10 protein-coding genes and 1 pseudogene are annotated in these 12,341 nt (G+C 74.0%); 4 read left to right on the top strand and 7 right to left on the bottom strand.

The features are described from left to right. Nucleotides 1-102 precede the first annotated feature (102 nt). Together GTW43_RS23395 and GTW43_RS23390 are read left to right on the top strand one after the other, a co-directional pair. Nucleotides 103-1,398: a nucleotidyl transferase AbiEii/AbiGii toxin family protein gene (locus tag GTW43_RS23395; protein WP_161303998.1), complete on the top strand. Its 1,296-nt coding sequence runs from the start codon at nt 103-105 to the stop codon at nt 1,396-1,398. A gap of 80 nt (nt 1,399-1,478) precedes the next feature. Further along, on the top strand, nt 1,479-3,017 hold the full coding sequence (locus GTW43_RS23390) for an acyl-CoA synthetase (RefSeq protein WP_161303996.1): 1,539 nt from the start codon (nt 1,479-1,481) through the stop codon (nt 3,015-3,017). Here GTW43_RS23390 and GTW43_RS23385 read toward each other — a convergent pair. Both GTW43_RS23385 and GTW43_RS23380 read right to left on the bottom strand, forming a co-directional pair. Continuing rightward, entirely contained in the window at nt 2,990-5,365 is a 2,376-nt protein-coding gene (locus GTW43_RS23385) for an excinuclease ABC subunit UvrA (protein ID WP_161303995.1), read from the bottom strand. The genes GTW43_RS23390 and GTW43_RS23385 overlap by 28 nt on opposite strands. Nucleotides 5,366-5,468: 103 nt before the next feature. After that, complete coding sequence (locus GTW43_RS23380) at nt 5,469-6,485, bottom strand: LLM class flavin-dependent oxidoreductase (RefSeq protein ID WP_161303993.1); 1,017 nt, start codon at nt 6,483-6,485, stop codon at nt 5,469-5,471. A 122-nt stretch (nt 6,486-6,607) separates the two neighbouring features. Here GTW43_RS23380 and GTW43_RS23375 point away from each other — a divergent pair, with 122 nt between their 5' ends. Further along, on the top strand, nt 6,608-7,096 hold the full coding sequence (locus tag GTW43_RS23375) for a hypothetical protein (RefSeq protein ID WP_161303991.1): 489 nt from the start codon (nt 6,608-6,610) through the stop codon (nt 7,094-7,096). 52 nt (nt 7,097-7,148) lie between these two features. Here GTW43_RS23375 and GTW43_RS23370 read toward each other — a convergent pair whose 3' ends face one another. Continuing rightward, on the bottom strand, nt 7,149-7,364 hold the full coding sequence (locus GTW43_RS23370) for a dodecin (protein WP_161303990.1): 216 nt from the start codon (nt 7,362-7,364) through the stop codon (nt 7,149-7,151). A 271-nt stretch (nt 7,365-7,635) separates the two neighbouring features. Here GTW43_RS23370 and GTW43_RS23365 point away from each other — a divergent pair, with 271 nt between their 5' ends. Continuing rightward, entirely contained in the window at nt 7,636-8,889 is a 1,254-nt protein-coding gene (locus tag GTW43_RS23365) for an extracellular solute-binding protein (protein WP_161304000.1), read from the top strand. Nucleotides 8,890-8,919: 30 nt separating this feature from the next. On the opposite strand, the gene egtD is transcribed toward GTW43_RS23365, so the two are convergent. From egtD to GTW43_RS23345, 4 genes and pseudogenes are all read right to left on the bottom strand, one after another. Beyond that, complete coding sequence (gene egtD / locus GTW43_RS23360; protein ID WP_161303988.1) at nt 8,920-9,885, bottom strand: L-histidine N(alpha)-methyltransferase; 966 nt, start codon at nt 9,883-9,885, stop codon at nt 8,920-8,922. Continuing rightward, on the bottom strand, nt 9,882-10,643 hold the full coding sequence (egtC, locus tag GTW43_RS23355; protein WP_161303987.1) for an ergothioneine biosynthesis protein EgtC: 762 nt from the start codon (nt 10,641-10,643) through the stop codon (nt 9,882-9,884). The genes egtD and egtC overlap by 4 nt, the downstream gene beginning before the upstream one ends. Continuing rightward, nucleotides 10,643-11,998, bottom strand: a complete 1,356-nt coding sequence (gene egtB / locus GTW43_RS23350; RefSeq protein ID WP_161303986.1) for an ergothioneine biosynthesis protein EgtB — start codon at nt 11,996-11,998, stop codon at nt 10,643-10,645. The genes egtC and egtB overlap by 1 nt, the downstream gene beginning before the upstream one ends. Continuing rightward, a pseudogene (locus GTW43_RS23345) lies at nt 11,995-12,341 on the bottom strand (ergothioneine biosynthesis glutamate--cysteine ligase EgtA); the annotation flags it as partial. The pseudogene GTW43_RS23345 and the gene egtB, both read right to left, overlap by 4 nt.

The raw sequence follows: 12,341 nt of genomic DNA, 5'->3' as shown, positions 1-12,341 counted from the left end.
AGGGGCGCGGGGAACTGCGCGACCAGCCCCCGATCACCCGCACGCGACCACGAGACGTCCCGTCCCGAGCCCTGCATCCCCCGCTCCGGAGAGGAGCCCCGCATGACAACCGACCCCTGGACCCGCGCCCTCACCCCGGGCGCCCCGATCCCCCACACCGCCCCGACGGAGCACCGCACCCGCCCGGGCCACGCAGTGCCCCGCACCCTCCTCCCCGCCCCCGAGGGCCTGACCCAGCCCGCGGTCTTCGACCCGGCGCTGACCCAGTACCCGAACGCCTTCCGCGCAGGAGACCCGCGCTTCACCGACGAGCGCGAGGCGCACGCCTGGTTCCGGGCCCGGCGCACCGCCCTCGATCTCGTGCTCGCCGCCGTCGCCGGGACGCCCCTCGGCTCCCGCCTCGTCCTGCGCGGCAGCGTCCTGATGGCGACCTGGTGCGGGGAGGAGGCCCGCGAGCCCGGCGACCTGGACTTCGTCGCGCCCGAGGGCTGGGCGTTCGAAGGATCCGAGGCCACCGCACTGTTCCCGCAGATCGCCGCGGCGGCCGAGGCGGAGTCGGCGTCCTGGCCGGACTCCCCGGTGTGGATCGACGCGGCCGGAGCGGTCACCGAGGACATCTGGACGTACGACCGGGTACCGGGACACCGGCTTCTGCTGCCCTGGACTGCACCCGGCACCGCCGGCGGCACCGTGCAGATCGACGTCGTGTACGACGAGCCACTCGCCGAGCCCGCCGTCCGCACGGCCCTGACCCCCCTCGGCGACGGCCCGACCAGCACACTCCTGACCGTCACACCGGGCCTCTCCCTCGCATGGAAGATCGTGTGGCTGATCAGCGACATGCATCCGCAGGGCAAGGACCTGTACGACGCTGTGCTGCTCTCCGAACTGGGCCCCGTCGACTTCGACGTGCTGTGGGCGGCGTTCGTCCTGTCCGGTGACGTGATGCTGCGCCCCGGCGGACGCTGGTGGCTCGACGAGATCCACGACTGCGCGGACGTCGGCTGGGAGCACTTCCAGGTCGAGTACCCGCACGTCACCTGCACCGTCGACGCGTACCACGCCCGGCTCGCCGCCGCCCTCGAACCGGTGATCGCCCGCGCCGAACAGGACGCGGACCTGCCCCCGTACGAGCGCTGGGTGCGCTGGCTGACCCCGCTGGTGGACCGGGTCCGCGCAACGGCCCCCACCGAACCCGCCCGGGCGCTGGGCCGGCTCGCCGGGGCCGGTCTGCCCGGCGCGCAGGCGGCCGTCGTCGTCCTGCGCGAGGTCCTCGGCCCCGACACTGTCACCCCCGAGCAGGCGCTGGACCGGGTCCTCGCCGCGGACGAGCGGTGGGAGGCCTGGCGCACCCACGCCGAGCTGCGGGCGCGGATCCTCGCCGGACTCACCCCGTGACACCCGGGTGCGCCGGAGCGAACGGACCATCTCCGGCGCACCCCTGACGCGTCGTCACGTCGGGCGGGTACCGTCGCCCCATGTACCCGGGAGCGTACGACCGAGCCAGGCCGGCCGTCGTCACGGCCGACGGCACCGTCACCCTCACCTACGGGCGCCTCGAGGAGAACTCGCTGCGCCTCGCCGACCACCTGCGCACGGCGGGCCTGCGCAGAGGCGACCATCTGGCCCTGCTGTCCGACAACGACCCGCGCGTCCTCGAGGTCTACTGGGCCGCGCTGCGGTCCGGCCTCTACCTGACCGTCGTCAACCACCACCTGACCCCCGAGGAGGCCGCGTACATCGTGCGCGACTGCGGGGCGAGCGCACTCGTCGTGTCGGGGACCCTGGACGCCCTCGGCGACGGGATCGAGGAGCGGGTGCCCGGGGTGCGGCACCGGCTCGGCTTCGACGACGGCAGCTACGACCGCGCCCTGGCCGCAGCGTCGGCCCGGCCGCCCGCCGTCCAGCCGCGCGGCGCCGACATGCTCTACTCCTCGGGCACGACCGGCCGCCCCAAGGGCATCGAACCCGAGCTGCCCGACGGCGACATCCGCACCGACCCGTCCACGTACCAGCTCCTCTTCCAGCCCATGTACGGCTTCGACGAGGACACCGTCTACCTGTGCCCCGCGCCGCTCTACCACGCGGCGCCGCTGCGCTTCTGCTACACCGTCACCGCGACCGGCGGCACCGTCGTCCTGATGGACACGTTCGACGCGCGCGCCTCGCTGGCCGCGATCGAGCGGCACCGCGTCACCCACAGCCAGTGGGTGCCCACCATGTTCGTGCGCATGCTCAAGCTGCCCGACGCGGAGCGCGCGGCGTACGACGTGTCGTCCATGAAGGTCGCCATCCATGCGGCCGCGCCCTGCCCCGTCGAGGTCAAGCGCCGGATGATGGACTGGTGGGGGCCCGTGCTGCACGAGTACTACGCGGCGACCGAGGCCAACGGCATCACGTTCATCGGCCCCCAGGAGTGGCTGGAGCGGCCCGGGTCCGTCGGCCGCGGCGGGCTCCTCGGCGAGCTGCGGATCTGTGACGAAGCGGGCGGTGTGCTGCCGCCGGGGGAGACCGGCACGGTCTACTTCGCGCGCGAGGACCTGCCCTTCCGCTACCACCACGACGAGGGCCGCACCCGCGAGGCACAGCACCCCGACCACCCGAACTGGACCACGACCGGCGACATCGGCCACGTCGACGAGGACGGCTACCTCTACCTCACCGACCGGCGCGCGTTCACCATCATCTCCGGCGGCGTCAACATCTATCCGCAGGAGATCGAGGACTGCCTCGTCCTGCACCCGGCCGTCGCCGACGTCGCGGTCATCGGCGTGCCGGACGCGGAGATGGGCGAGGCCGTGCACGCCTACGTGCAGCCGGCCGAGGGCGTCGAACCCGGACCGGAGCTCGGGCGTGAGCTCGTCGCCTACGTGCGCGAACGGATCGCCCACTACAAGGTGCCCCGGCAGGTCGCGTTCGTGCCCGGCCTGCCCCGCACCCCGACCGGCAAGCTCGCCAAGGGCGTGCTGCGCCGTGAGGTCGTGGCGGATCAGCCGCCGAGGGCCCGCGCCAGATAGGGCGCGGTGCGGCTGTCCGGCGCCGCGGCCACCGTCGCGGGCGGGCCCGTCACGACGACGCGCCCGCCCGCGTCGCCGCCGCCGGGCCCCATGTCCACGACCCAGTCGGCTCCGGCCACCACCGCCATGTCGTGCTCGACGACCACCACCGAGTGACCGGCGTCGACGAGTCCGTGCAGCTGACGCAGCAGCACCTCGACGTCGGCCGGGTGCAGTCCGGTGGTCGGTTCGTCGAGCAGGTAGAGGGTGTGTCCGCGCCGCACGCGCTGCAACTCGCCCGCGAGCTTGATGCGCTGGGCCTCGCCCCCGGACAGCTCGGTGGCGGGCTGGCCCAGGCGCAGATAGCCGAGCCCGACCTCCTGGAGCGTGCGCAGGCTGCGCAGCACCGCCGTGGCCGCCTGGTCGTCCGTGAAGAAGTCCGCCGCCGCGTCCACCGTGAGGTCCAGGACCTGCGCGATGTTCCGGCCGCGGTACGTCACCTCGAGGGTCTTCGGGTTGTAGCGGGCCCCGGCGCAGTCCGGGCAGGGCGCGTAGGTGCTGGGCAGGAAGAGCAGTTCGACGCTGACGAACCCCTCGCCCTGGCAGGTCTCGCAGCGTCCGCCGGCCACGTTGAAGGAGAACCGGCCGACGCCGTAACGGCGCGCCTTCGCCTGGTCCGTCGCCGCGAACACCTTGCGCACGACGTCGAACAGGCCGGTGTAGGTGGCAAGGTTGGAGCGCGGGGTGCGGCCGATCGGCTTCTGGTCGACGACCACGAGCCGCCCCACGCCCTCCAGTTCCCCGGTGATCTCGCCGATGAGCGTCGACTTGCCGGACCCGGAGACACCGGTGACCGCCGTGAACGCGCCGAGCGGCAGCTCTGTGGTGACGCCGTGCAGGTTGTGCCGTGTCACCGGCCCGACCTTCAACCAGCCGGTGGGAGTACGGGGTTGACGTGGTGTCACGGGAGCTTCGTCGAAGAGGAAGCGCGCCGTCGCGGATTCCTCGACCCGGCGCAGCCCGTCGACGGGCCCGCTGTGCAGGACCTCGCCTCCGTGCTCGCCCGCGAGCGGTCCCACGTCGACCAGCCAGTCGGCACGGCGGATCACGTCGAGGTGGTGCTCCACGACGAACACCGAGTTTCCCGCGGCCTTCAGCCGGTCGAGGACCGTCAGGAGGGACTCGGTGTCGGCGGGGTGCAGGCCCGCCGACGGCTCGTCCAGGACGTAGACCACGCCGAAGAGTCCTGACCTCAACTGCGTGGCCAGACGCAGGCGTTGCAGTTCTCCGGCGGAGAGGGTGGGGGTCGCCCGGTCCAGGCCGAGGTAACCGAGACCGAGCTCGGTCACGGTGGCGATGCGGGCCCGCAGGTCGTCCGTCAGGACCCGCGCGGTCTCCGACGCGCCGTCCGGCAGGTCCAGCAGTGCGGCCAGCTCCGTCAGCGGCATCCCGGCCAGCTCCGCGATGGTGCGTCCGGCGAACGTGACGGCGAGCGCCTCCCGGCGCAGTCGCGCCCCGTCGCACACCGGGCACGGCTCGCTCGTGAGGAACTTCTCCGCCCTGGCCCGCAGGGTCGCGCTCTTGGAGTCCGCGAAGGTCTTCAGGACGTACCGGTCGGCGCTCATGTACGTGCCCTGGTACGGGCGTTGGATCCGGTCGGCGTCGCGCACCGGGTGCACGGTGACGACGGGCTGCTCGTCGGTGAACAGGATCCAGTCCCGGTCGGCCTGCGCGAGCTCGCGCCAGGGGCGGTCGACGTCGTGGCCGAGGGTGTCGAGGATGTCCCGCAGGTTCTTGCCCTGCCAGGCGCCCGGCCACGCGGCGACCGCGCCCTCCCGGATCGAGAGCGACGGGTCGGGGACGAGCAGTTCCTCCGTGGTGCGGTGCACGAGGCCGAGCCCGTGACAGCCGGGGCAGGCGCCCGCCGCGGTGTTCGGCGAGAACGCGTCGGAGTCGAGCCGCTCGGCGCCCTCCGGGTAGGTGCCGGCCCGCGAGAACAGCATGCGCAGCGAGTTCGACAGGGTCGTCACCGTGCCCACCGACGACCGCGACGTGGGCGCGGACCGGCTCTGCTGGAGCGAGACGGCGGGCGGCAGCCCCGTGATCGAGCCGACCCGGGGCGCCCCCACCTGGTGGATCAGCCGGCGCGCGTACGGGGCGACCGACTCGAAGTAGCGGCGCTGGGCCTCGGCGTACACGGTGCCGAACGCCAGCGAGGACTTGCCGGATCCGGACACCCCGGTGAACACCGCGAGGACGTCGCGGGGGACGTCCACGTCGACACCGCGCAGATTGTGCTCGCGGGCGCCCCGCACCCGCACGAAGCCGTCGTGCTGCGGTGCGGGCGGCGGGCTGGCGTCGTGCGGCATGGGCGGTGCTCCGGTGGTGCGAGGGCGAGGGCGAGGGCGAGGGCGAGGGCGAGGTCGGGTGCGAGGGCGGGTGCGAGGGCGGGGGTGGACAAACCCTGTGATTCTAGGTCGGGGGCGCCGGCGCGAGCTGGGCGACCCGGGCCAGCCGGCGGAACGACTCGAGCAGCCCTTCGCGGTCGTACGTGCTCGTCGTCACCAGTACCTCCTGCGCCCCGCTGTCCTTGATCACCGCCGCCAGCTCGTCCGCGACCTGCTGCTCGGTGCCCACGATGTGCCCGCGCAGCCCCGACTCGTACAGCTCGCGCTCCTTGGCCGGCATGTCGAGCGAGGTGACCCGCTCGGCCGGCGGCAGCGGAGGGAACGTCCCGTGGGTGCGCGAGTACGCCGCCGACCACGCCTCGGGGATCAGCAGACGGCGCGCCTCGTGCTCGCTGCCCGCGACGGCCACCGTCCCGGAGACCACCACGTAGGGCTCGGCGGCCCACGGGGACGGCCGGAACGCGGCCCGGTAGCGGTCGATGCCGCGCAGCATCCTGTCGCGGTTGCGGAAGTCGCCGATCACCATCGGCAGTCCCGCCTCGGCGGCGATCGTCGCGCCCTCGCCCATCGCGAGCACGAACGGCGGCACGGAGAGCCCCTCGGCGGGCCGCGCGTGCACCCGGGTCGGGGAGGTGCCGGTGAAGAAGGCGAGCAGTTCGCCGAGCTGCGCCGCGAAGTCGTCCGCGTCGTCCTTGTCCCGGCCCAGGGCCCTGCGCACCCCGTCGGTGAAGCCGACGGACCGGCCGAGCCCCATGTCGATCCTGCCGGGGAACAGTGATTCGAGCACGCCGAACTGCTCGGCCACGACCAGCGGCTGGTGGTTGGGCAGCATCACCCCGCCGGTGCCGACCCGGATCGTGCGGGTGGCGGCGGCCACGGCGGCGGCGAGCACCGTCGGGGCCGACCCGGCGACGCCCGGCACACCGTGGTGCTCGGACACCCAGACGCGGTGGTAGCCGAGCCGCTCCAGGTCCTGGGCGAGCGTGACGGTGTCGCGCAGGGCCTGCGCGGCCGTCGCGCCCTCGCGGGTGCGGGAGCGGTCGAGGACGGAGAAGCGAGTGGTCTCGGGCACGGTGGTCACGTCCTGGTTCAACGCGCTGACGGGGCAGTGATTCCCGGACGGCCCCGGACGGCCCCCCTGACGGCGCCGGACGGCCCCGGGGCGGGACTCCGGCGGCGCTCAGGAGGTCCTAAGGTGGCCGGGTGACCTCCGACGGACGCCCCCTGGCCGTGTTCGACCTCGACGGCACCCTCGCCGACACCGCACACCGGCAGAAGTACCTGGAGCGCAAGCCGCGCGACTGGGCCGCCTTCTTCGCCGCGGCCCCGAAGGACCCGCCGCTCGCCGAGGGCGTCGCGCTGGCGCGGACGAGCGCGCAAGAGTGCGAGATCGTCTACCTCACCGGGCGCCCGGAGCGGTGCCGCGCGGACACGCTGGCCTGGCTCGCCGCGCAGGACCTGCCCGAAGGGGCGCTCCACATGCGGCGCGACGACGACCGCAGGCCCGCCCGGATCACCAAGCTCGCGGTCCTGCGCCGACTGGCCCGCCGGCGCGTGGTGCGCATGCTCGTGGACGACGACGAGCTGGTGTGCGCGGAGGCGGAGCGCGCCGGGTTCACCGTCGTACGGGCCCGCTGGGCGGACGCGTCGGCGGCGCTCCAGGACGCGCAGGAGCGCGAGGGCCGGACCTGAGCGGTCCGCGCCGGGGCCGGGCCCCTCGCGGTGCGCCGGGGACCGGACCGGCTCACTCCTCGCCGTCGAGGCGGAACCCGACCTTGAGGCCGACCTGGTAGTGCTCGGGGCGGCCGTCCACGATCTGCCCCCGCACCTGCGTGACCTCGAACCAGTCGAGGTTGCGCAGGGTCTGGGAGGCGCGTGCGATCCCGTTGCGGATCGCGTGGTCGACGCCTTCGTGCGAGGTGCCGACGATCTCGGTGACGCGGTACGTGTGGTTCGACATGCTTCCACCGTGCCCCAGGGCGGCGCGGTCCGCGAGGGGGAGGCGGGGGAGCGCTCGGTGCCCGGCGCGGCTGTCCGGGCACGGCCGTCCCGGTGGGCGGACACCGTTCGATCACCGTTCGGTCTACTTGCCGGTAACCCTTGACCGGTGCATTGGTCCATACCAAAATCCGGTCACACCCGTTCGAGCCGCGCGCTCGTCCCCCACGTCGGGCCGACCCACCCCTGTCCGCAGGCAGAAAGTGACCCACGTGAGATCCCGTCGCGCCCTGATGTCCCTGAGTGCCCTCGCCGTCGTCTCCGGCACGCTCCTGACCGCGTGCGGGGCACTGCCCGGCGGCGGACCGGACCGGCGCACGGTGACCGTCTGGCTGATGAAGGGCAGCGCGTCCGACGCCTTCGTCGACCGCTTCACCAAGGCCTTCGAGGCCGAGCACGACGACCTGCGCCTCGACGTGCGGATCCAGGAGTGGACGAACATCGGGCAGAAGGTCACCGCCGCCCTCAAGTCCGAGGACGGCGACGCTCCCGACGTGATCGAGGTCGGCAACACCCAGGTGCCCACCTACATCGACACCGACGGCCTGACCGACCTGTCCCTGGAGTCGGCCCGTGACCTCGGCATGGACGACTGGCTCCCCGGTCTCGCCGAACCCGGCGTCGACCGCGCCCGGCAGTACGGCATCCCCTGGTACGCCGCCAACCGCGTCGTGATCTACAACAAGGACCTGTTCGCCCGGGCCGGCATCGACAGGCCCCCGGCCACGCGCGACGCGTGGCTCGATCTGACCCGGCGTCTCGACACCGGCGCCCAGCAGGGCATCTATCTCGCCGGGCAGGACTGGTACACCCTCTCCGGATTCGTCTGGGACGAGGGCGGCGACCTCGCCGACGAGTCCGCGGGCACCTGGACCGGCGCCCTCGACAGCCCCGCCGCGCTGCGCGGCATGGCCTTCTACCGGCAGCTCCAGGCGCTCGGCGACGGGCCCGTGGACGCCGACGAGGAACACCCGCCGCAGGCCGAGCAGTTCGCCCGCGGCGACATCGCCCAGATCATCTCCGTACCCGGAGCCGCCCAGGCGATCCTGCAGAAGAACCCGGCGCTCAAGGGCAAGCTGGGCTACTTCCCGATCCCGGGCAGGACCGCCGGGCGCGCGGGCGCCGTGTTCACGGGAGGCTCGGACCTCGTGGTCCCGGCGAACACCGACGACAAGGCCGGCGCCCTCGAGGTCGTCAAGGCGCTCGCGGGCGAGAAGTGGAACACCGACCTGGCCCGGACCATGGACTACGTGCCGAACAAGACGACGCTGGCGTCCGCCGTGGCCGGAGAGCCCGGCGTCGCCGCGATGGCCGTCGGCGCCGCCCACGGCAAGGCGACGCCGGCGTCCCCGCGCTGGGCGACCGTCGAGGCGGACAACCCGATCAAGACCTACATGACGCGTGTGCTCCAGGGCGCGGAGCCCGCCCCCGAGGCGCGCAAGGCGTCCCGCGAGATCACCCGCCGCCTCGACGAGCGGGGGCCCTGACCCCGGGCCCGTCGCCCCGGCCGGGCCGGGTCAGCCGGCCGGGGTGCTCAGCGACAGCGCGAAGCGGTCCTGCGTGTCCGTCCACCAGCGCACCGTGTCCAGCCCCGCCGCCGCCAGTTCCCGCTCGACCCCGGCGCGCCGGAACTTCGCCGACACCTCCGTGCGCAGCTCCTCTCCGGCCGCGAACTCGACCGCGAGGTCGAGCGCCGGGATCTTGACCGTCTGGCCGGTGAGCGAGCGCAGCCGCATCTCGATCCACTCCCGCTCCGCGTCCCAGACCGCGACGTGGGCGAACGCGTCGGGGTCGAAGTCCGCGCCGAGCTCCCGGTTCACGACCGACAGCACGTTCTTGTCGAACGCGGCCGTCACCCCCGCCGCGTCGTCGTACGCCGCGACGAGGACCGACGGGTCCTTCACGAGGTCGGTGCCGAGCAGGAAGAAGTCGCCGGGCGCGAGCATGCCCCGGACGGCGTCGAGGAACGCGGCCCGCTCGTCGGGCAGCAGGTTCCCGATCGTGCCGCCCAGGAACGCCACCAGCCGGGGGCCCGGCGTCCCGGGCAGCGTCAGACCGGCGGTGAAGTCCGCGACCAGAGCGTGCAGGTCGAGCCCCGGATGCTCGGCGAGCAGGGTCTTCGCGGCCCCCTGGAGCGCGCTCTCGCTGACGTCCACCGGGACGTACGCCCGCAGGCCGGTGAACTCGGCCAGCAGGTGCCGGGTCTTGTCGGACGAGCCGGAGCCCAGCTCGACGAGCGTCCTGGCGTCCGTCGCGGCCGCGATGTCGGCGGCCCGCGCGCGCAGGATCTCGCGCTCCGCCCGTGTCGGGTAGTACTCGGGCAGTTCGGTGATCCGGTCGAACAGCTCGCTGCCGCGCGCGTCGTAGAACCACTTCGGCGGCAGCGTCTTGGGCGTACGGGTCAGCCCGTGCCGCACGTCGGACCGCAGCGCGGCCTCCGTGGCGTGCTCGGGCAGGGTGCGGGTCAGTTGGAACGGGCTCACGCGGCGGGCTCCTTGAGCGGGGTCAGCAGGACGTCGGCACCGTCGCGGCTCGCCGAGAGCAGCGTACGGTCGGGGACTTCGGTCCAGCGCGGGTCGTCGTCGTAGGGCTCGGAGGCGACGACGGTGCGGGGTCCGGGACCGGTCAGGTACCACAGCGTGTCGCCCCACGCGGTCGCGGTGACGGTCGCGCCGTCGGTCAGCAGGAAGTTGAGCCGGGCCTGCGGTGCCGCCGCGGCGGCCTCGAGGACGGTGTCGGCGAGGGCCTGGGGTCCCTCGTCGCCCGCCCGCAGCCGCTGCAGCACGAGCGCCCACAGGAACGCGGCGTCGCAGCGGGCCTCCAGGGACAGCAGGTCGACGGCGGGCAGCGTGGGCACCAGCGGGGCGAGGGAGCGCGGCCAGCCCGGCACCGCGCCGTTGTGGCTGAACAGCCAGGGGCCGGCGGCGTACGGGGCCGCGGCGGTCTCCCCGTCGGCGCCGCCCAGCGTCGCGTCGCGGACCGCGGCGAGCAGCGCGCCCGAGCGGACCACCCGGGCCAGATCGGCGTACGACTGGTCGCCCCAGATCGGTCCGGACCGGCGGTAGCGCCCCGGCACCGGATCGCCCTCGGCGTACCAGCCGACCCCGAACCCGTCCGCGTTGACCGTGCCGTGCCGCTGCCGCCGCGGTGCCCACGACTGCCGGAAGAGGCTGTGCGGGGGCGCGTCGAGCACGTCGCCCAGCGGCACCGGCGGCCCCAGGTACGCCAGATGACGGCACATCAGGCGTGCTCCCCGACGGCCGGACCGGCGTCCCGCGCCGTGCGGAACCCCGAGAAGATCTGCCGCCGCACCGGATAGTCCCAGTTGCGGAACGTGCCCCGGCAGACCACGTCCGCCACCGCGAACGAGCCGCCGCGCAGCACCTTGTGCTCGGGCCCGAAGAACACCTCCGAGTACTCCCGGTACGGGTACGCGACGAACCCCGGGTACGGCGTGAAGTCGCTCGCCGTCCACTCCCACACGTCGCCGATCAACTGCCGTACGCCGAGCGGGGATTCCCCCGCCGCACAGCTGCCGGCCGGGGCCGGACGCAGATGGCGCTGGCCGAGGTTGGCCCGCTCCGGCGTCGGATCGGCGTCGCCCCACGGGTAGCGCCGGGAGCGGCCGGTCACCGGGTCGTGCCGGGCCGCCTTCTCCCACTCCTCCTCGGTCGGCAGCCGCCGGCCCGCCCAGCGGGCGTAGGCGTCGGCCTCGTACCAGCTCACGTGCAGCACCGGCTCGTCCGGGGGCACCGGCTCGCTCACTCCGAACCGGCGGCGCACCCAGTCGCCGCCCTCGCGCCGCCAGAACAGCGGTGCATGCAGCCCGTGTTCGCGGACCGCGGCCCAGCCCGCCGGATGCCACCAGCGCTCCTGCCGGTAGCCGCCGTCGGCGATGAACTCCAGGTACGCGCCGTTCGTCACCGGTGTCGTGTCGAGGTGGAACGACGGCACGTCACGGACGTGGGCCGGCCGCTCGTTGTCCAGCGCCCACGGCTCCGCCGACGTGCCCATCGTGAACGGGCCGCCCGGCACCAGGACCTCGGCGGGCCCGGCGAACGGCTCCGCAAGGGGCTCGGGGTCCGGCGCGGTCAGGGCCGCCCCGCCCGACCGGAGCTGATGCGTGATCAGCATCGTCTCGTCGTGCTGCTGCTCGTGCTGGGCGATCATGCCGAACGCGAATCCGGCCCGGGTCAGCGACGCAGGACCGTCGAGCGCGAACGACGCCGTCTCCAGCACGTCGAGCGCCCGGCCCCGCACCTCGGCCGCGTATCCCCGCGCCTCGTGCGGCGCGAGCAGCGGCAGGCTCGGCCGCTCGGAGCGCGGATGCTCGAACGCGTCGTACAGCGGATCGATCTCCGGCCGCATCGCCTCCTGGCCGGCGACCGCCCGCAGCAGCCACTGCTCCTCCTGGTTGCCGATGTGCGCCAGGTCCCACACCAGCGGAGACATCAACGGCGAGTGCTGTGCCGTCAGTTCGGGCTCCTCGACGCAGCTGGTGAGCAGCGTCGTGCGACGGCGGGCGGTCTCCAGGGCGTCCGCGGCGCGAGCGCGCAGCGCCTCCGGATCCGTGGTGACGTTCTCCTCGGTGGTCATGAGCGGACGGTCCTCCCCCGGTCGGGCGACGGTGTGAGCCGGTCGAGCAGATCGTCGGCCGGACAGCGGCCGCGCAGGACGTAGCGGTGCGTGAAGTCCGCGACCGCCTGCCGCACCTCGCCGTCGGCGCCGAGCCGCGGCAGCGCGTCGAGCGCCGCGGTGAAGCAGGCCGCGGCCGCCTCGCGCAGCTCCGGATCGGCGAGGCCCAGCCGGGCCGCGTCCTGCCACAGCGGATTGTGCGGCGCGGGAGCCTCGGCCGCGCGTTCGGCCAGCGGCTTCACCGCCCGGTACGCGGTCTCGGCCGCCTGCGCGTCGTCGAACAGGGCGGTGGTGACCGCGAGCG

The sequence above is a fragment of the Streptomyces sp. SID5785 genome (assembly GCF_009870065.1).
Classification (GTDB): Bacteria; Actinomycetota; Actinomycetes; order Streptomycetales; family Streptomycetaceae; genus Streptomyces.
The sequence above is the reverse complement of the archived record's forward strand: the minus strand, read 5'-3'. Positions and strand labels throughout refer to the sequence as shown.

Excerpts from the sequence above, each read along its gene's own strand:
- GTW43_RS23395 (WP_161303998.1), top strand. The coding sequence starts at position 103 with ATGACAACCGACCCCTGGACCCGCGCCCTCACCCCGGGCGCCCCGATC.
- GTW43_RS23390 (WP_161303996.1), top strand. The coding sequence starts at position 1,479 with ATGTACCCGGGAGCGTACGACCGAGCCAGGCCGGCCGTCGTCACGGCC.
- GTW43_RS23385 (WP_161303995.1), bottom strand. The coding sequence starts at position 5,365 with ATGCCGCACGACGCCAGCCCGCCGCCCGCACCGCAGCACGACGGCTTC.
- GTW43_RS23370 (WP_161303990.1), bottom strand. The coding sequence starts at position 7,364 with ATGTCGAACCACACGTACCGCGTCACCGAGATCGTCGGCACCTCGCAC.
- GTW43_RS23365 (WP_161304000.1), top strand. The coding sequence starts at position 7,636 with ATGTCCCTGAGTGCCCTCGCCGTCGTCTCCGGCACGCTCCTGACCGCG.
- egtC (WP_161303987.1), bottom strand. The coding sequence starts at position 10,643 with ATGTGCCGTCATCTGGCGTACCTGGGGCCGCCGGTGCCGCTGGGCGAC.
- egtB (WP_161303986.1), bottom strand. The coding sequence starts at position 11,998 with ATGACCACCGAGGAGAACGTCACCACGGATCCGGAGGCGCTGCGCGCT.